Here is a 20,247-nt window from a genome sequence, read left to right on the forward strand (position 1 = left end):
TTTTATTTGTTATATTACAAAATATTAAATATGTCAACAATATTCAAACTCTTAATAACCACTCTTTGTTTGTGTTTCCTGAAAATATTTATGGTTATTATTTACGATAACCCGACCGGAATAAAGATTCCGCCAGTCTGTAAATTTCTTTAAGTGGTAGTGTTGATTTTTCAGCCACTGCCTGGCAGTCATCAAATTCGGGAGCGTAATGGACAGGAATTGCATTATCGCCTTGTGGAACATATTTGATTCTGATCGGCCCCCAGTCAGTCTCGACCACTGCTGTTTCGCGGTGCTTCATGATTTTTCGGCCATAAGTTAATCGCACCCCGAGGGTTGTTGTTTCAAGGAATAGAAGATCGCTTATTATGTTTGCCATGTCCGGAGATGTTAGTACTGTAATTTTAACTGCGGGACGGTTTTTCTTCATCTGTATCGGGGTGTAGTAAACATCCAGTGCGCCGGCAGTAAATAGTTTCTTCATTAGATAACCATAAATTTCAGGATTTAAATCATCAATATTTGTCTCAAGCAGCAAAACTTCTTCATCATAACCTATAACTTTTCCGGCAGCAGTACCCATAAGAGTCCTCAGGTAGTTTGGATAGCCGGGATCGTGGCTTCCCGCCCCATAGCCAACCAATTCAAGCGTAAGGGCAGGAATTGGGCCAAATGCTTCGGCAAAAGTAGTAATAATAGCCGCACCCGTTGGGGTGACAAGCTCGAATTCTGCTTCAGAGCCCCTGATTGGAACATTTCGCAAAGCAAGCAGTTCCAAAGTTGCCGGTGCGGGGAGGGGTAACTTTCCGTGTGCCGTCTTGACTTCACCTCTACCTGTAGGCAGAGGTGAACAGAAAATATGCTCAACCTCCAAGAGGTAAAAAGCACAGCTCGCTCCCACAATGTCAACAATAGCATCAATTGCTCCGACTTCGTGAAAATGAACTTTTTCAACGGATATTCCATGAACCTTTGCTTCAGCAAGAGCCAGATTGTTAAATACGGCTGTACTGTTTTCCCGAACCGGCTGCGGCAGATCTGCTTTATCAATCAAGCTTAATATTTCCGGTAAATTTCTCATTACCGGTTTTTGATCTTCGAGGATCACCTTTGCCCTGGTTCCCTGAATTCCACCCCGGGATATCTTCTCTGATTCGAGCCGGTAACCTGGCAGTTTAAGACCATCAAGCATTTTCTGAAGTCGGTTCAGTTCCAGGCCAAGATCCAGGAGCGTCCCTAAAACCATGTCGCCGCTTATCCCACTGTAACAATCAAAATAAATGGTAATCCCGTTACGGGCTTCACTATTGTACATCAAACTGTTTCTCCTTTGCCAACCTTGTTAATCAACGCTGCCATATAACCGGCCCCGTACCCATTATCAATATTAACCACAGCAACACCCGTTGCACAGCTGTTCAGCATAGTCAGTAGCGGAGCAAGCCCGCCAAAGTTTGCACCGTACCCTATACTTGTTGGCACAGCTATCACCGGACAGGCTGCCAGGCCTCCCACAACACTGGCCAGGGCACCCTCCATACCGGCTACAACAACGATAACCCTTGCCTTGCTGATTTTATCCCAGCAGTCAAATAACCGATGAATACCGGCAACCCCTACATCGTAAACTCTTTCGACTTTGCTGCCGATCAGTTCTGCTGTCAGAGCAGCTTCCTCGGCTACCGGAAGATCTGCTGTCCCTGCTGAAACAATAACCACCAATCCTGTCTTTTCAGAAATCTCTTCTCCAGGAACTACGATGGCTTTTGCTACTTTGTGGTATTCGGCACCGGGAAATTCTATCCTGACCGCATCATAAATCTCAGGAGTTGCTCTGGTAGCCAAAACAGTACCACCTGTTACAGAAAGGCTGCCGACTATGGCAACTACCTGCTCTGCAGTTTTACCAGGACAGAAGATAACTTCAGGAAAACCACGGCGCAGGTGCCGATGGTGATCAACCCTGGCAAAACCAAGGTTCTCGTAAGGCATAAACTGTAATTTTTCAGAAGCCTTCTCGATACTTATCTTGCCATCACGGACATCCTTAAGCAGTTCCCGAAATTTATTTGCGTCGATAATAATCGGCTCCCTTCGAAATTTTATTTGACATGGCGTATATAAATGTCACATTTTGCTGATTTGCAGATAACATTATAAATTATAACACAACCCGGACGTGCAGATTGAAGGAAAAGCGATTCATATATAGAAAAATAGGCTAACTATCTTTTAAAAGCAGCTGTAATAGCAGGTTGATCCTGATTCGAAAGGCGGGCTGACTATGTTTGTAAGCTTTGAAGGTAAAACTCCGGAGGTCAGTGATGGCGCATTTGTAGCACCGACAGCAACTTTAATCGGAGATGTGATTGTCGAAGAAGGCGCAAGCATCTGGTTTGGAGCAGTTTTGAGAGGAGATTTCGGTAGGATAATCGTAAAAAAAGGCAGCAGCGTTCAGGATAATGTTGTGGTACATGTTATCCCTGATTGTGAAACTATTGTCGGTGAAAATGTAACGGTTGCTCATGGTGCAGTACTTCACGGATGCACCATTGAGAAAGGAGCAATCATCGGCATGAATTCAGTCATTCAGGATTTTTCAGTTGTCGGAGAAGAAGCGATGGTTGCCGCCGGTAGTGTCGTTCCGGCGAACATGCAAATCCCACCCAGGCACCTTGTCGCCGGGGTTCCGGCAGAAGTTAAGAAGGAAATAACCGGCGCCTCACTCATGTGGGTTGCCACCAGCGCTCCAATGTACCAGGATCTGGCAAACAGATACATAAAACAGGGCATAGGCAAAAAATAAAAAAATAAGTGTACGAAAAGTGGACAGGCTTTGAATCGTACACTTATTTAGGTTTGATTTTGATTTAGTATTCGGCAGGGAGTTCGTTGAGTTCTGCCAGGGTAAATACAGGTCCGTCTTTGCATACGTAAACCGGGCCTATATTGCAGCGGCCGCATTTTCCCACACCGCATTTCATGCGCATTTCCAGGGTTGTGATTACCTGATCCGGTGAAAACCTAAGTTCGTCCAATGCTTTGAGAACAAATTTGATCATAATCGGAGGACCGCAGGTTATGGCTACCTTGCCTTCCGGTGTAAAGGCCAGTTCGGAAACATAGGAGGGCACAAAGCCAACATGTCCACTCCAGTCAGGAAACTCGGCATCAACTGTCAGGTATACACTGGTGTCCGGTTGAGCCGGCCAGTCTTCCCTGATCTCACTTTTCCTGATCAGGTCGGCCGGGCTGCGGGCTCCGTAGACAATATCGATATGACCGTATTCAACTCTATTTGCAAAACAGTAACCGATCAGTGAACGAAGTGGGGCAAGTCCTATACCACCACCAATAAAAAGCAGATCTTTTCCACGCATTTGTTCAACTGGAAAACCATTGCCGTAGGGACCCCTGATACCGATCTGCTGACCGGGATTGAGAGCGTGCAGCGCACTTGATACAGAACCGACTTCTTTAATACTGAATTCGAGACAGTCACGACAGGTGGGTGAAGAGGTAATAGAAAATATTGCTTCTCCGACCGGTGGAACTGAAATCATGGCGCACTGCCCGGGTTTAAAGTCAAAAGGCAGGCCATCTTTGCCGGATACCCGCAGGGTTTTTATATCCGGAGTCTCGGCAGTAATATCGAGCACGGTGGCCTTTTGAGGAACTAAGGGATTAGCGCTGCTCAACTTTTTCACCTCCCAGGGCTTTTATAACCTGCACAATATCGAGATTCACGGGACAGCTGCGCAGGCATCTACCACAGCCGACACAGGCAATTTCACCATATGTCTCGGGATAGTACTGCAGTTTGTGAAGAAAACGCTGCCGAACTCTTTCTTTTCTGCCAGTCCGGGGATTATGTCCACCAGCCATCTGGGTAAATTCACCGAACATGCAGCTGTCCCAGCAGCGGAAGCGCTCTCCTTCATAGGCATGTCCGTAATCTTCAACGTCGAAGCAGTAACAGGTTGGACAGACATAGGTACAAACACCACAGCCAAGACAGCTTTTGTAGAGTTCATCCCAAAGGGGATCATCAAAGCGGCTCTTTAAATTATCCGCCAGACCTTCCAGACTGAGGTTAAAGTCGGCTGTCTTAAACTCATTCTGCCTCTGGTCTTCTTTGAAGCCATCCTCCAGTAATTCACCCAACTGTTCCAAAAGATTTTTACCCTTTTCAGTTCTTGCTTCAAGCAGCAGATTACTTTCAGTCAGGTGAGCCATCACGTCTGTACCCGGAGCATCGGCAGGGTTAATAGCAAAGTCATTGCAGAAACAGAATGGATCCGGCTTATTACAGGCCAGGGCAACCACGGTAGTTTTTTCACGTCGCTTTTTATAGAGAGTATCGGCAGGTTCCTGATCCATGAAAACCTTATCGAGCAGCTCTACAGCTTTCAAATCACAGGGGTGAATACCAAATGCAACTGCTGGCTGGAAATCTTCCATTTCAGAAAGCTCCAGGGTCTGACCACTACAGTGGTACTGTAGATATGTTTCCTCACGGGGCAGGAAAATATCTTTTACTGATATGGCAGTATTCACAGCATCGAGGTTAACATCTACGCCTTCCTCCCACTGTTTAAGAAGGACTGCCGGCCCATCCTGAACAGGCAGGTAAAGCTGCATTTTCCCTGCCAGGGTTTTCCATAGATCGGGTAATTTGTCCCTGCTTATTGTTTTCTTCATTGTGGCCACCTCACTTCTCAGAAAAAGCAGCAGGATCATCGGGCCGGTAAGTCAGCAGCGGTGGTTCTGTTTCATTATCCAGTCCGGCTTCATAATGACCATACAGCTCATTAATATCTTTTATTAGCTTCCGATTCAGTTCCTGCAGGGGTATATCTACCGGGCATGCTCTCTGGCATTCCCCACAATCAATGCAGCGTCCCACACCGTGATAAGCCCTGATTAAATGGAACATAAAGTTCTCACTGGGCTGGTAAGCACGGCCCTGCCAGCGCGGATTTTCCTGTTCCACGAAACACTCACGGCAGCTGCAGTAGGGGCAGGCCTGACGGCAGGCATAACAGCGAAGACAGCGGGAAAGCTCTTTTTCCCAGTACGCATAACGTTCTTCGTCTGAAAGAGATTCAAGTTCTTCAATCGATTTAAAGCGCTCTTCAACCTCTTTTACACCCTGTGGTTCAAGTAGTAGTTGATCGTAAACCACAGGATCGGGATAGAGGCAGCCACGACATTTTTCCATAAGCAGTTGTTGACGATCAGCTGTTTTTTCGCCAGCGGCTGTTTTAATTACAACCTGCCCGTTCTGTTCGACAATTCCTACCGGCTCAGCTTCGGCATAATGAACAATAAGTTTATAATCCAGCATCCCCGGGCAGGGTAACCCATAAAGAATGACCTGTTCTCTTTTGACCATATTATCCTGTAAAAGACGGTTAAAAGCCCGTGAGTCACAACCCTTGACCAAAACTCCTACTTTCTGGTGATCTTTCAGCTCTTCCAGAAGGTACCGACTGAGATTAACAGCACAAAAAGAATCCCAGGTGAGCTTTTCAAGGTCCTCCTCCCTGGCGGCAAAAAGCGGGCGCGACTGCCACCAGTAATGACCCTTCTCCCAACCGAGAAGCAGATCGATGCGACCACCCAGTAAATCCTGGCTTACAACATCGCGTATTTTCTTCAACTCGTCTACGTTACGCTCTGCCATCTGGCATCCCTCATCTTTCTGTTCGGCCCCAGGGCCTTGATCTTTTCGGTAATCGTCTCCATCTCTTCTGCGAATTTATCGCCCTCAGAGCTTGATATCCACCTTACCTCAAAACGTTCCGGCTCAAATCCGGCAAATTCAACGAGCTTCTTAAACGCGGAGAGGCGGCGGCGACCGTGATAGTTACCCGTTGTGTAATGGCAATCTCCCGGGTGGCAGCCGGCAACAAGAACACCATCAGCGCCTCGCTGAAATGCCCGGAGGACGAACATGGGGTTCATTCTTCCCGAACAGGGAACACGTATAACCTTCACGTTGGAGGGGTAGCTCATCCTGCTGGTTCCGGCAAGGTCTCCGCCGGCATAACTACACCAGGTGCAGCAGAAGGCAACAATCAGGGGTTCCCAGTTAGCTTTGGTTTCGTTTAGCGCTGTAGACATATGGCATCCACCTCCGCCAAAATTTGTTCGTTTGTAAAGCCTCTCAGATTAATTGACCCTGACCGGCATATAACGGTGCATGATCCACAGCCCTGACAGAGTGACGGATTGACTTCGGCAACCGTACGCTGCAGAGTGCCTCCGTGATATCGTTCTTCAATTTCAACCGGGTTAATTGCATTGTATGGACAGACTGCCTCACAGTAGAGGCAACCGGAACACTCAGCCTGATTAACTTCAGCAGTGCATGCCTCTCCCTTAAGGAGTTCTTTGGAGAGCAAACCGATTGCTTTTACCGCTGCCGCGCCGGCCTGGGCAACTGTATCGGGTATATCTTTCGGAGCCTGGCAGGCACCGGCGATAAATATACCGGCAGTATGAGTTTCTACCGGCTTTAGCTTGGGATGTGCTTCATTAAAGAATTTGTAACTGTCGCTGTTTATACCGACAATCCGTCCCAATTCAGTTGCATCTGATCGGGCAATTGCCGCAGCAGCGAGGACTACCATATCAGCGTTGATCTCAATCGTTTTCCCACTGAGCGAATCAACTCCCCGGACAACCAGGTAATCATTTTCAGGGAATATTTTCCCAACCTGACCTCTCAGGTAGGCAACATCGTATTCTTCTGCAGCCCGGCGTTGAAACTCCTCATAACCCTTCCCTGCTGTTCTGACATCAATATAAAATACATAACTTTTTGCATCCGGTAATTTTTCCTTGAGCAGTAAGGCCTGCTTGGCAGTGTACATGCAGCATATCTTTGAACAGTAATTCATTCCGCGTGCTTTGTCACGAGAACCGACACACTGGATGAAAACAACTTTTTTGGGCGGTTTGCCATCTGAAAGACGGACTACCTTGCCCGCTGTAGGTCCTGAAGCATTAAAGAGCCTCTCGAATTCAAGACCGGTAAGGATATCAGGATGCTGGCCGTAACCATATTCTCCGTAAATTGAAGGATCAAGCTGGTCGAAACCCGTAGCTACAACGATAACTCCGTAACGACGTTCGAGTATTTCATCCTGCTGTTCATAGTCAACAGCCTGAGGAGGACATTCCTTGGCACAGATCTGGCAACGCCCTTTCTTGAAATAGAGGCAGTTTTCACGGTCGATGACCGGTATGTTAGGCACAGCCTGAGGAAAAGGCACATAAATCGCTTTTCGTTTAGCCCTGCCCATTTCAAATTCTGAAGGGGCTTTTGCCGGGCATTTTTCATAGCATATGCCGCAACCCGTACACTTGACCGGATCTATACTGCGTGCTTTCTGCCTTATCTTAACATCAAACTGGCCGACAAAACCTTTCACCTCTTCAACCTCGGAGTAAGTAATCAGGTTAATATTCGGATGCTGGGCTGCTTCAACCATCTTTGGGGTCAGAATACATGCCGAGCAGTCAAGCGTTGGAAAAGTTTTCTCAAGCTGAGCCATGCGCCCGCCTATACTCGGTTCCCGTTCAACTAAATCGACAACATAACCCGCTTCAGCTATATCCAGTGCAGTCTGTATACCGGCGATCCCTCCACCGATAACCAGAGCTCTCTTCTCAACCTCAATGGCCGGGGCTTCCAGGGGATCATTCAGCGCAGCCTTGGCCGCAGCCGCCCTGACGAGAGCGACCGCTTTTGGGGTTGCTTCGTCCATGTTACGATGCACCCATGAACAATGCTCTCTGATGTTAGCCACTTCAACCATATATGGATTAAGCCCGGCTTCAGAGGCTGCCTTGCGGAATGTTTGCTCGTGCATTCGCGGCGAACAGGTACCTACCACCACCCGATCGAGGTTGTTATCTTTAATAGCATTTTTAATTATATCCTGTCCCATTTCAGAACAGAGATACCGGTAATCATCAGCGTGCACCACACCGGGGAAGCTGCGGGACGCTTTAACAGTTTTCTCAATATCTACCGTGCCGGCAATATTGGTACCGCAGTGACAGATAAATACTCCCGTTCTCGGCAAAGTCCACAACCTCCCTTATTTGTTATATTTACGGAAACCGCTGACCAAAGCCTGCTGTGGCAGTTTTTTTAACTGCTCGGGTGTAAGGTCTGCGGGTCCAAATTTATTTCCATCCCGGCGGCGCAGCATAACCAGTCGAATACCTTCCATCATCCTGGCCAGATCAAGATCACGTGGACAGCGTGCTGCGCAGGTGAAACAGGAAGCACAGATCCAGGGCGTTTTGCTTTTTGCCAGGTCTTCTTCCAGACCGAGCTGTAAATAGCGGATTACCTGGTGTGGCAGTAAATCCATGGCGGCAGTTACCGGACAGGCAGCACTGCACTTGGCACACTGAAAACAGCACGAAGGATCCTGCCCGCTTTGCATACGCATTTCATCTATTAAACGGCTTTTACTGCTCGCTGTCATTACTGCTTCGCCTCCTTTCCAGGGCTGATGATATCAGTTGATCAAATTGTAAGCCGAGCGCCTCTGCAAGAAGTTCACTGAAATAATAGATTTTGATGGGAGTTTTGCCGTCTTCTTCAGCACAGTTTTCAAGGTTGTAACGGCAAAGGGGGCAGGCAGTAATCAGCGCTTCCGCACCGACATTTCGGGCGGAATCTAGAATTTTTGCCACCGTATCGCGGGCAACCCCTTCTTCAGTAACCGAGAGATAAGCGCCACAGCATTCGATGCGATAGGGAGTCTTAACAACATCAGCACCCAGGGCTTTTAACAAATCTTCCATGATTGAGGGATTTTCAGGATCATCAAACTGCATAACCTTTGAAGGCCTCAATAATAGACAACCATAATAGGCTGCTACTTTTCGTCCTTCAAGTGGCTTTTTAACCATTTCAGCAAGCTTATCAAAGCCAAGGTCATCGCGAAGGACTTCCAGAAAATGAAGAACCCGCCCCTCACCGGTATAGTCGACTTCGAGGTAGTCTGTAACTTTATTACGGGCATCTTCATTACGCTGCATCAATTCCTGAGCTCTTTTTAAAACGTGGTGGCAGGCGGCACACAGAGATACCAGCGGTTCACCTTCTGCCGCAGCAAGGGTTCGAACCGGGGAGAGAAGAGTGATCAGCTCATCTTCATACAATGGATAAACAGCACCGCAGCACTGCCATTCATCCAGTTCGATCAGCTGGATTCCCAGGGCTGCAGCAGCAGCCATTGTGGCATTTTCCATGTTTTTTGCCTGTCCTTTGAGGGTACATCCTGGAAAATAACGATAGCGCACTAAAGCGCACCTCCTATGGGCAGGTTAATAAAAAGCTAAATAACTAGATTCGACAGGAGTAAAAAAACACCTTTATAAATTTTAAAATAATAATTATAAATTTTAGAATCAATAAAAACTGTCAGGGGGACGGGGTTGTTGACAACTTATTGCCAGAAAGAGCTTTTTAATAATGCAGAGCGAAATTTTTCACGTAGGTCAGGATAGCGGGTAACAAGTCCTTCAAAAAGTTCAGCTATTTCTTTTCGCTTTGTTTCACCACTGATGGGACAGGGGTTTTTAAGTAAGGGCAGGTTTTCCCTTGTAACAAGGGAAGCGAGGGTTTTTTCAGGCAGCTGGATCAGCGGTCTGATCATGTAGAGATCTGTGCGATCGAGGTAGGTAACCGGTTTAAAGGTTCCCATAAATCCGGTATAGATAAGATTTAGCATGAAGGTTTGTACTGCATCATCAAGATGGTGTCCCAGGGCAACCTTGTTACTTCCAATCTTTTTTGCTGCCTGGTGCAGAGCACCACGACGCATATTTGCGCAAAGCGCACATGGATTTTTCTCTTTCCTGGTCTCAAATACTATCCGGGCAATCGCAGTTTCTTCAACATGTAACGGGATTTGCAGTTTTCTGGCGAGCAATTCAATTGGATCAAGGTTAACCGGCCAACCAAGATGAACATAAACTGCATGGAGATCATAATCAAAGGGGGCATGCTTTCTGAATAGATTCAGGATGTATAGCAGGGCGGCGCTATCCTTTCCCCCGGAAAGACCGACTGCTACTTTATCACCCTCGCTGATCATCTTGAAATTGTAAATTGTTCTTTTTACCCTGGTGAAAAACCATTTTCCATCGCTACGGCGCAATGCTCGGGCATCCTTTCGCCTTCCAGTTTAGCTACTTAAATAAGCTTTTCAGCCTTATTTATTTATAATATATAACTAGAGTGCTGACAACGCTGAAGTTTAAATGAAATCGGATGTACAGGATAAATACATTGTGCTTGTCTATCCATGTTATAATAATTTGGACAGCAATTTTGATTTCTTTTATGGAGGCACTTAATTGGCACGCCACCTGAAAAAAACCACGAAACGACGCAAACATCCCTGGAGACTTGTGCTAATATTTTCTGTATTAGCCTTTATTTTGGGATACTGGATCACTGCCTTTTGACTGGAAACAATCTGCTACCTCTTTTGAAAAACAACTTCAATAGGCGGTAATTTTTTCTTCCTTTTTTCGTTTACGAAAAAAGCAAATGAATGCTTATCGGGTATGACAATTACCTGTAACCTGCGTACTCTGGATGCCAGCCGTTCTATATATGACCAAAACCTTCCCGCTGTTTTTTCAGAAACAAACCCGAGCCCTTCCATGTTAATTACCAGTTGGCTGTATTGTTTTGTAAGCGGTCCATTCAGGGAACGTTTAAGATCTTTTATCTGTAAGCTGTTGATCAAACCTCTCAGTTTTAAATACAAAATTCCTTTTTGCTCGGATATCGAAATCTTTAAGTGTGATTTAGCGACATTCAAATCCATTCTCGGATAGTCCGTTCCTCTGAATAACCGATAAAATAGAGCGATCGGTTTTTCAGCCGGAGTTTTATTCTGTTTTAGAAGTTTATAGTACCAACGGTTTCGACGTTCGAAATGTCTGGTCAGAATCCATCCAATTGTCCTGTGGATCGCTGTTGCCCAACCGGTAAGCGGAACATTAAGAAAAATATTCCTGAAAGAATAGAATTTTTTCAGGGCTTTAACCGATTCAAGCTGGAGTTCTTCAGCAGGAATAAGGGCAGGCTGAAATACGGTATGGTGACCATCGTAAAGTGACCAGTCACGGGTTAAAATCCTTCCCTCTTTTTCCAGTTTATCGTAGAAAGCAGTCCCCGGAAATGGGGTTAGTGTCATAAACTGAATACTATCAATCCTATTCTGCAGTGCAAAGTCTTTAGTCTGTCTGATCGTATCGACAGTATCTGCTTCACCACCGAAAACGAACATACCATGAATTCTTATACCGTGATTATGAAAGCAGTTGATTGCTTTTTCAATATCTTCTATCGTTTGCTGTTTTTGAAAATCTTTCAGTGTTTCGGGGTTGATAGATTCAAAACCTATATAGACTATTCCACAACCCGAAAGTTTCATCAGGCTTAAAAGCTCTTCATCCCGGGCAGCATCTACCCGAACCTGTGCACCCCATCGATTTAGCTTTATCCCACGATCAATAATTCCCCTTAGCAGCTCCTTGGTCAGCCCGGGGTTAGCTGTGAAATTATCATCACAGAAAAATATATTTTTGCCTTCATAACGCTCCAGCTCCTGCAATACGCTTTCAGTGCAACGATGTCGATAGCGTCTTCCGAACATCTCGGTTACACAACAGAAGGTACAGCTAAAAGGGCATCCTCTGGATGTCATGACAGGAATAGTCCGCAATTTTGAATGACCATTGAATAAAGAGAGGTCCGGTATGGGAAAGGAGTCCATGTCTATCTTTATTTCGGACCCGGGGTTATGGATTTCTTCTCCATTACACCAGTAAGATATTCCGGGAATATCATGTTTCAGTTTGTTTTCTTCTATAGATTGAATGAGTGGAAGAAAAGTTTCTTCCGCTTCTCCACGTACTACATAATCAGCAAATTTGAGAGCTTCTTCAGGTAAAAAAGTAGCATGAATACCACCGATAACGACCGGAATATTATTTGTTCTCAATAAACCGGCTATCTGATATGCTTCACGACAGGTAGCTGTTGTTGTAGATATACCGACAAGATCTGCTGCAAGCAACTTTTCCATGGGCAATGAATCTGCGGTTCCCATATATATTTCAACATCATACCCTTTGTTTTTTAGTTGTGTGGCTAGAATAGGCAGCCCCAGGCGGGGCATACGGACATGCTTGTAGACATGGTCTTCCTTCGATTGAGGTTCAACCAGTAAGATCTTATTCATTTATGACACTCCCCCTTGGTTTTAATACGGACAGAAATAATGCTGATAAGTGCACTTATTTGGCAATCCTTATAAATATGTCCGCAATTATACCGGAGCGTCATTGGTGCTTCGGAATCTTTTATTGAGACCTTAGGGGTAGGATTTTATCCTACCCCTATTCAAAGGAATAATTCTATATAACCTGATTCTACTTGATAAACCGGATGCACAGCGGATACTGATAATCCTCTCCGTTATTTGTTTTTACGGTAGCAATAATGATCATGATCAGAGAGAATATACCAACTGCAATCAGCAATAATACTCCGATTACTATAATAGTCAGTATACCGGCTACGATCGCATAGATGGTGATCGAAATCTGGAAGTTAAGTGATTCTTTACCCTGCTTGTCTACCCATGCTGACTGATCTTTCTTAATCAACCAAACAACAAGCGGCCCGATGATGTTGCCAAAAGGAATAATAAAGCCGGCAAGTGCAGCCAGATGAGCTAGCATTCCAAACGTTTTTTCTTCCTGGGTTAACTGTATACCATTTGTCATTAGAATCCCTCCTTAATATCAGTATGCCGGTAATCGAAACCCGACTCTTGTTTAATCATAAGCGATTATGCCGATTATTTCAAGTGTTCCGGCTAAACTATAGATTTAATCATAATACTGGGGCTTTGAATCCAGGTATTCATTTAGGGTGAGTCCATATGCTTTCCATTCAGCAGCTGCACCCACCCCGATGTAACGATAATGCCATGGCTCAAATATATATCCCGTTATCTCTTCCTTTCCTTCCGGGTAACTCAAAACAAAGCCAAATCGGTGTGCATTTTCAGCAAGCCATTGCCCCTGTTCTGTCCGGGCAAAAGCCGCCTTAAGATCAACGTCAGTTCCTCCAAAATCGACAGTAGTGCCCAACTGATGCTCAGACTGGCCCGCCCTGGCACTGAAGCGGTTAGCCTGGGTTTCACCATACCTGTTCGCATAACTTTGAAAAAGGCTCTTTTGATAACTATAGCTGCGATATGCCGAGATGATCTTAAGAATAACCCCGTCTGCTTCAGCAGCATTCCAGAGATCGGTCAGGTACATCAAAGCTTCTTCCCTTAAATATAGTTCTCTGGAAGGAAACATGTATGCCGGAATAGGGCTTAAATCAGTTGGATGATAGTCACTTTTCAGGGTTGTTTCTTTTGTCACCAGGGCCAACAGGTAATCACCGTCAGAAACTACTTTTACACCGGAAAGATTCTCATTATCACTTTCATGATCTATTAATGGTGAACCATCTTCCGGGTTATCTTCTTCTGGAGGAACATCTATTTCAGATTCATCTTCACCAATTTCTTCATCTCCCGAATCCGATGAAGACCCGTTTGCCTCTTCATTATTTAGATCATCTTCTTCAGCCACTTCCAGTGGCAAATCCTGCGATGCCTGGTCACAGCCGGTTAGATTAAGGGTTAAAACCACAGTAAAGAGAATGATAATAAACATGCTTATATATTTAATAGTTAATTCAAGATCTGAGCGATTTAACAATAAGGAGCCTCCATATTTATGCAAGCATTTTCTCTGCTTTTTCAACGATAGCCTCAGCACATATACCTCTTTTTTCCATAACTAATTCTCCGGGAGCTGACGCCCCAAAATCATCTACACCGATAAATTCTCCTCCCGGGCCGGCAATTTTTTCCCAACCCATAGGCAAAGCAGCCTCTACAACCAGTCTTTTCTGAACTGATTCCGGCAGCACAAGCTTTTGGTAATGTTTATCCTGGGCTATAAACAGTTCCCGGCAAACCATACTGACAACGCGGATCGAGTAACCCCTATCCTCCAAAACCTTCTTTGCCTTCAGGACCAGGTTAACTTCCGATCCGGAAGCAACTATTATCATATCCGGCTTATCTGTTGTCTCCCTACTTAATATGTATCCACCTTTAAGAGCATCTTTACCTGTGCCGGCCAACTGCGGCAGATTCTGCCGGGATAAAATCAAGGCCGACGGTCCGCAACGCCGCTGCAGGATATGCAGCCATGCTGCCGCAGTTTCCGCCCCGTCAGCAGGCCTTAAGACATGCATATTGGGAATTGACCTCAGATTGGAAAGGTGTTCAACGGGTTGATGGGTGGGGCCATCTTCACCCACAGCAATACTATCATGTGTGTAAATAAAAACAACCGGAATACCCATTATAGCCGAGAGCCTGACCGCAGGTTTCATATAATCGAAGAAGACTAGGAAGGTCGATCCGTAAGGCCTTAATCCTCCATGCAGGGCAATTCCTGATAATACAGCCCCCATCGCATGCTCCCGAATACCGAAATGAATGTTGTTTCCAGCGGGTTCTCCTGCCTGAAAATCTCCAAAACCCTTCAGGCTGGTCTTAGTTGAAGCATTCAAGTCTGCTGAACCCCCGATCAGGTTTGGAATGTATTCTGCCAAAACCTGCATGATCTGACCGGAAGCGGAACGTGTTGCCATTTCTTTACCATCAAATTCCCAAAGCCGGGAATCATCAAGAAGTTCTTCAGGTACCTGCCCGGAAAACCATTTATTCCAGCTATCTGCAAGTTCCGGGTACTCTTCCCGATATCTAGAAAAGAGTTTGTCCCATTCCTCTTTTTCATTTTTGTGTTTCAGGTTAATTTCATTGAACAGGGTGTAGACTTCTTCCGGAACATAAAATTTAGGCTCCAGCGGCCAACCAAGATTTTTCTTGGCCAGTTCTGCCTCTTCCTTACCCAGGGGAGCCCCGTGCACATCAGCAGTGCCCTGCTTGTTAGGAGCTCCGTAACCTATTTGGGTTCTGACCATAATGAGACTGGGCTTATTGTTTTCTTTCTTGGCCATTGCCAAAGCTTCAGTAATCAGGTCAATCCGGTTGCCATCTTCAACCTGTAAAACCTGCCAGCCGTATGCTCTAAACCGGAGACCGGTATCTTCAGTAAATGCCAGGTCCGTGCTGCCATCTATGGTAATTTTATTATCATCATAAAGGCAAATTAGTTTCCCCAATCCAAGATGGCCGGCCAGCGAGGCAGCTTCAGACGTTACCCCCTCCATCATGCAGCCATCACTGGAGAGGACATAAGTATAATGATCAATCAGTGTATACCCCGGCCGGTTAAATTCTGCTGCCAGTCTTCTTTCTGCAATGGCCATTCCCACCGCATTGGCAAAACCCTGGCCTAAAGGTCCGGTAGTTGTTTCAACACCTGGAGTGTATCCATATTCGGGGTGGCCTGGGGTTTTACTCCCCCACTGCCTGAAATTTTTTATTTCCTCCAGGGGAAGAGCATATCCTGACAGGTGGAGGAGCCCGTAAAGCAGCATCGAACCATGTCCTGCTGAAAGAACGAAACGGTCACGGTCAACCCAATCCGGACAATCGGGGCAATGCTTCAGATGGTGTTTCCAGAGAGTATAGCCTACAGCTGCCGCTCCCATGGGAAGTCCGGGATGTCCTGAGTTAGCTTTTTCAACTGCATCAACCGCTAAAAACCGGATTGTATTTACAGCCACTTGATCAATATTGTTCAATTTCCAAACACTCCTTCTTTATGGATTACCAATGACTATCATTTCTACGTCCAGGGCAATGTAATCGCTTAGCCCGCCAGTCACAGCGCTCTCCTGTTGTTTGCCAAAAATAATTGTATTAATAATTACTTTGAAACCCTGTTGTTCATCAGATTGATTTACAATCACTTCACGGATACCTTCCTCACCGGACTCTAACATAAGGTCTTCAATATTAAATTCAAAGTAGATGTCAGACAACCACTCATTTTGTTCATAATATTCTACATCAAATGCCAGATTTACCCAATCCAGATCAAATACATCCGACTCTTCAACGAACCAGATCAGCCGGCCGGTATAAGCATATTCTTCGGTAAACTCAGCAATAAATCCAATATCGGATACAAAAAGATCCGGGCCAAGAATGACCTCTCCACTGGATAAACTTAGTTGGGCATGACTGATCCAGGGCCAATAGTAGTCAGAGATGATTGTCGCCGGAGGCTGATCAGGCTCACCAACTTCATCATTTTCATCTATTTCTACCTCTTCTACCTCAGGTTCTTCGTCAATCTCTTCTTCTGCCGGCGGACTTACCTGAGTAGGTTCAACTAGACATCCAATAAGCAAAATCATAAATATGGTGGTCAGCAAAAATACCATTAAAAAGCGGGTATTAAATTTCAATGCATTCCACCTCCCTCAATAATTCAGATCGTGAATTAAAAGCAATCTATTTAATATGTACAACTTAGTACTTTTTCGACACAAGCCATTTAGAACCTTCACCCAGCAATTCCTAAAGCGGCCAGACAATCATTATCAGCGGAATAGCAACCAAAACAATAATTATTTCCAGAGGAAGACCCATCCGCCAGTAATCACCAAATCTATATCCACCAGGACCCATCACCAAAGTGTTGGATTGATGCCCGATGGGGGTTAGAAAAGCACAGGAAGCTCCAATTGCAACGGCCATCAAGAAAGGATCTACCGAAAAACCGGAACCAACCGCAACGCTGATGGCAATTGGGGCCATTAACACTGCTGCTGCTGCATTGTTGACCAGATCCGAAAGAAACATTGTGCCGACCAGGATTAGCGTAAGGGTAACCCAGGGCATGGCATTCCCGGAAGTATGCATAATTAATTCTGCAATCATACCGGCTCCCCCGGTGGTTTCAAGAGCCTGGCTAACCGGAATCATTGCTCCCAACAATACAATAACCGGCCAATCCACGCTTTCATAGATCTCCCTTAAAGAAATAAAACCGGCTAATACCATAACCAGGGCTGCAGATGTAAAAGCGATCTGGATCGGAAGAAGTCCCGTTGCCGCAAGTGTTAAGGCTGCAGCGAATATCAGTATCCCCAGGAAAACCCTCTGGGGTTGATCAACCCGCAGACCTCTTTCAACAAGAGGCAGTAAACCGAGTGATGGTAAAACTTCATTCAGTGTATCTACCGGTCCCTGCAACAGCAAAACATCACCAACACGAAATTTGATTTTATCCGGTTTTTTACTAAGACGGCTGCCCTGTCTTGAAAGGCCAAGCAGGTTTACGCCGTATCGTGACCTGAGGTTTAACGATCGTGCTGTCTTCCCTTCAAGCATTGAATTTCTGGTTATAGTTGCCTCCATTACGGTAACCTCTTCGGAACTGAGCACTTCTTCATCCAGTTTATCTGTTTCTGCAAGCTTGAGACCGGTTGTATGAAGAAAATCTTTTAGATCTTCAGCATTGGCCCTGATTACAAGTTCATCGCCTTCCTTGAACGTCCGATATGGAGATGGAGCGGGAAACTTCTGCCCGTTACGGATATGTCCGACTACAATGATATCACCATCGGTTGCCTCTTCCAGATCCCGCAGTCTTTTTCCGGTTAAAGATGACTTCCCGGGAACAAAAATCTCGGTGATATAATCATCAATTTTAAAAAGCTCCTCCCTGGAAAGCTGTCCTTTCCGCTGTGGTATCAGCCGCCAACCGAGGAGAATAATAAAGATAAATCCGGCCAGGGCTACTCCTGCTCCCACCGGTGCAAAATCAAACATCCGGAAAGGAACTCCCAGAGAAGTCTCGGCTCTGAAAATTGAGATTATTATATTCGGGGGAGTGCCTACCTGGGTAATCAGCCCACCAAGAAGAGAACCAAAGGCAAGAGGCATCAAAAAAAGGGAAGGCGAGCGATTACTTTTGCGGGCCATTCTTATAGCCACAGGCATAAACAGGGCAAGGGCTCCAATATTATTCATAAATCCAGAACTTAATGTTACTGCTAAAACAAGCACTGATAGCTGTATATTTGCATTCTCACCAACCCTTGATATTAGGCGGGCAATATAGTCTACCATTCCGGAATTAAACAACGCCCTGCTGACAATCAGCACTGCAGCAACGGTAATAACAGCAGGATGGCCAAACCCGGAAAAGGCATTCTCGGGAGGAACTAATCCTAGAACCGTCACAATCAGCAAGGCAAAAAGAGCAACCAGATCATATCTCCATCTCCCCCAGATAAAAAGAAACAGGATCAACCCCAGGACTGAAAAGATGATTATTTGTTCAATCGGCATATGTAAAACCTCCCTGAGATTGAAAAGCTCCAGAGACAGGCAAAAAGGAACTGGCATAAGATTAACAAGGCTTTATAAAGGCCAGAAGAGCATAATTAGCGGTACTGTAGTAATTATTACCAGTAAAGTAAGCGGTAATCCCATACGCCAGTAATCACCAAAATGATACCCACCCGGCCCCATAACCAATGTGTTTGATTGGTGCCCGATGGGAGTAAGAAATGCACAGGATGCCCCGACAGCAACTACCATCAATAAGGGATCACCTGAATAACCAAGCCCGCCTGCCACGCTCAGGGCTATTGGCGCCATTAGTAGTGCTGCAGCTGCATTATTAACAACATTGGATAACAATATGGTAATCACCAGTAAAATTGTCAGTACAACCCACGGCATCAAATCTCCGGTAAGATAAAAAATTGCTTCTCCGATAGTTTGAGCTCCTCCAGTGGTCTTCAGGGCATTACTGACCGGGATCATCGCTCCGAGGAGGACTATAATCGGCCATTCAATACTCTCATAAAGTTCTTTCAGGTTAATAAATCCGGTCAGCAGCATGACTGTAGCAGCCGAGATGAAAGAAACCTGAATGGGAAGCAAGCCGAATGTGGTACTTAATATTGCTGCCGTAAATATTCCGACACAAAGATAGGCCCGCCGGGATTGATTTAGTTTAAGCCCCCTTTCAACCAGGGGGAGACAGCCCAAAGTCGACATTACCTCCCGTAAAACCTCCATGCGTCCCTGAAGCAGCAGAACATCTCCTGGCCGGAGACGAATCTGGTCCGGACGGGCAGTTAATCTGGCACCCTCTCGTGAAATACCTAAAAGGTTAATTCCGTATATTGTACGCAGGGTCAGCGATCTTGCTGTTTGACCCTCAAGAGGTGAATTATTGGTCACCACTGCTTCTACAACGCTTATTTCATCCGAGCGTAGATCTTCGGCACTAAGCTTTCGTGAAGCAGCGAGTTCTAGCCCGGTAACATCTAAAAATTCTTTCAGATCTTCAGCATTCGCCTTGATGATTATATGGTCATCTTCCTGAAATGCCCTGTAAGGCGAGAAAAAGGGCAGCTTCTTTTTATTTCTGACATGGCCGACCACCATGATATCACCGTCTGTTGCCTTTCCGAGATCAAGCAGCCTTTTACCGGCGTACCTGGATCCTTTAGGTACATAGACTTCAGTAAGATAATTGTCAATTTCAAAAAGATCTTCCGGGGAAGTACGTCCTTTACGGCATGGAATCAGGCGCCATCCCAGAAAAATAATAAAGAGCAACCCGATCAATGCTACTCCTGCTCCAACCGGAGTAAAATCAAACATCCTGAAAGGTGCTCCAACCGCTGTGCCTTCACGAAAGAGGGAGATAATAATGTTGGGTGGTGTCCCTATCTGGGTCATTAATCCTCCCAGCAGAGAACCGGATGCCAGCGGCATAAGGTAAATTGACGGGGATCGGTTATTTTTCCGGGCAATGCGGATTGCGACCGGCATGAATAAAGCCAGTGCCCCGATATTATTCATAAAAGCCGAAAATACAGTTACTCCTGTGATAAGGATAAAAAACTGCATGCCCGCACTTTTGTTGATACGGGCCATCAATCTAACCAGGGAATCAATCAGTCCCGAATTCATCAAGGCTCTGGTTACTATCAATACCGAAGCCACAGTTATTACTGCCGGGTGGCCAAACCCCAGGAATGCTTCATCCCCGGGGATTATACCGATCGTGGTAAGCATAAGTAGGGCCAGAACAGCCACCAGGTCATAACGGAATCTTCCCCATATAAAAAAAATGAGCACAACTGCCAATACTGAAAAAACAATATACTGTTCAGCCATTAAC

At 45.6% G+C, this 20,247-nt stretch carries 18 protein-coding genes; 1 reads left to right on the top strand and 17 read right to left on the bottom strand.

Annotated features, from left to right (window positions below):
* Positions 1-97 precede the first annotated feature (97 nt).
* Entirely contained in the window at positions 98-1,315 is a 1,218-nt protein-coding gene (gene larC, locus SCJ97_03530) for a nickel pincer cofactor biosynthesis protein LarC (protein MDW7739116.1), read from the bottom strand.
* Positions 1,315-2,079 carry a nickel pincer cofactor biosynthesis protein LarB gene (larB, locus tag SCJ97_03535; GenBank protein ID MDW7739117.1) on the bottom strand — a complete coding sequence of 255 codons (765 nt, stop codon included), beginning with the start codon at positions 2,077-2,079 and terminating at the stop codon, positions 1,315-1,317. The genes larC and larB overlap by 1 nt, the downstream gene beginning before the upstream one ends.
* A gap of 205 nt (positions 2,080-2,284) precedes the next feature.
* On the opposite strand from larB, the gene SCJ97_03540 reads away from it, so the two are divergent.
* On the top strand, positions 2,285-2,806 hold the full coding sequence (locus SCJ97_03540; protein MDW7739118.1) for a gamma carbonic anhydrase family protein: 522 nt from the start codon (positions 2,285-2,287) through the stop codon (positions 2,804-2,806).
* Between the two features lie 64 nt (positions 2,807-2,870).
* Here SCJ97_03540 and SCJ97_03545 read toward each other — a convergent pair whose 3' ends face one another.
* The 15 genes from SCJ97_03545 to SCJ97_03615 form a co-directional block, all read right to left on the bottom strand.
* On the bottom strand, positions 2,871-3,698 hold the full coding sequence (locus tag SCJ97_03545; protein ID MDW7739119.1) for an FAD/NAD(P)-binding protein: 828 nt from the start codon (positions 3,696-3,698) through the stop codon (positions 2,871-2,873).
* The gene (locus SCJ97_03550; protein MDW7739120.1) at positions 3,685-4,701 is read right to left on the bottom strand and encodes a 4Fe-4S dicluster domain-containing protein; all 1,017 of its coding nucleotides are present in this window, start codon (positions 4,699-4,701) and stop codon (positions 3,685-3,687) included. Before SCJ97_03550 ends, SCJ97_03545 begins: the two co-directional genes overlap by 14 nt.
* A 10-nt stretch (positions 4,702-4,711) precedes the next feature.
* Positions 4,712-5,686, bottom strand: coding sequence for a 4Fe-4S dicluster domain-containing protein (locus tag SCJ97_03555; protein MDW7739121.1), 975 nt, complete (start codon positions 5,684-5,686; stop codon positions 4,712-4,714).
* Complete coding sequence (locus SCJ97_03560; GenBank protein MDW7739122.1) at positions 5,668-6,126, bottom strand: hydrogenase iron-sulfur subunit; 459 nt, start codon at positions 6,124-6,126, stop codon at positions 5,668-5,670. Before SCJ97_03560 ends, SCJ97_03555 begins: the two co-directional genes overlap by 19 nt.
* The gene (locus tag SCJ97_03565; GenBank protein MDW7739123.1) at positions 6,111-8,096 is read right to left on the bottom strand and encodes a CoB--CoM heterodisulfide reductase iron-sulfur subunit A family protein; all 1,986 of its coding nucleotides are present in this window, start codon (positions 8,094-8,096) and stop codon (positions 6,111-6,113) included. Before SCJ97_03565 ends, SCJ97_03560 begins: the two co-directional genes overlap by 16 nt.
* A gap of 15 nt (positions 8,097-8,111) precedes the next feature.
* Positions 8,112-8,507 (bottom strand): 4Fe-4S dicluster domain-containing protein, encoded by a 396-nt coding sequence (locus SCJ97_03570; protein ID MDW7739124.1) that lies wholly within the window; start codon positions 8,505-8,507, stop codon positions 8,112-8,114.
* Complete coding sequence (locus SCJ97_03575) at positions 8,491-9,330, bottom strand: CoB--CoM heterodisulfide reductase iron-sulfur subunit B family protein (protein MDW7739125.1); 840 nt, start codon at positions 9,328-9,330, stop codon at positions 8,491-8,493. Before SCJ97_03575 ends, SCJ97_03570 begins: the two co-directional genes overlap by 17 nt.
* Before the next feature lie 146 nt (positions 9,331-9,476).
* Positions 9,477-10,190: a tRNA 2-thiocytidine biosynthesis TtcA family protein gene (locus SCJ97_03580; GenBank protein MDW7739126.1), complete on the bottom strand. Its 714-nt coding sequence runs from the start codon at positions 10,188-10,190 to the stop codon at positions 9,477-9,479.
* Positions 10,191-10,514: 324 nt separating this feature from the next.
* A complete protein-coding gene (locus SCJ97_03585; protein ID MDW7739127.1) occupies positions 10,515-12,290 on the bottom strand; it encodes a radical SAM protein in 1,776 nt (591 codons plus the stop codon).
* Positions 12,291-12,480: 190 nt separating this feature from the next.
* A complete protein-coding gene (locus tag SCJ97_03590; protein ID MDW7739128.1) occupies positions 12,481-12,837 on the bottom strand; it encodes a DUF4870 domain-containing protein in 357 nt (118 codons plus the stop codon).
* Positions 12,838-12,942: 105 nt separating this feature from the next.
* Positions 12,943-13,830 (bottom strand): M15 family metallopeptidase, encoded by an 888-nt coding sequence (locus SCJ97_03595; protein MDW7739129.1) that lies wholly within the window; start codon positions 13,828-13,830, stop codon positions 12,943-12,945.
* Positions 13,831-13,846: 16 nt separating this feature from the next.
* The gene (gene tkt / locus SCJ97_03600) at positions 13,847-15,835 is read right to left on the bottom strand and encodes a transketolase (GenBank protein MDW7739130.1); all 1,989 of its coding nucleotides are present in this window, start codon (positions 15,833-15,835) and stop codon (positions 13,847-13,849) included.
* Positions 15,836-15,853: 18 nt separating this feature from the next.
* Positions 15,854-16,504 (bottom strand): hypothetical protein, encoded by a 651-nt coding sequence (locus tag SCJ97_03605; GenBank protein MDW7739131.1) that lies wholly within the window; start codon positions 16,502-16,504, stop codon positions 15,854-15,856.
* 112 nt (positions 16,505-16,616) lie between these two features.
* Positions 16,617-18,395 carry an SLC13 family permease gene (locus SCJ97_03610; GenBank protein ID MDW7739132.1) on the bottom strand — a complete coding sequence of 593 codons (1,779 nt, stop codon included), beginning with the start codon at positions 18,393-18,395 and terminating at the stop codon, positions 16,617-16,619.
* Positions 18,396-18,467: 72 nt separating this feature from the next.
* Entirely contained in the window at positions 18,468-20,243 is a 1,776-nt protein-coding gene (locus SCJ97_03615) for an SLC13 family permease (GenBank protein MDW7739133.1), read from the bottom strand.
* Positions 20,244-20,247 lie beyond the last annotated feature (4 nt).

The sequence above is a fragment of the Bacillota bacterium genome, from assembly GCA_033549065.1.
GTDB lineage: Bacteria > Bacillota > Dethiobacteria > DTU022 > DTU022 > JAWSUE01.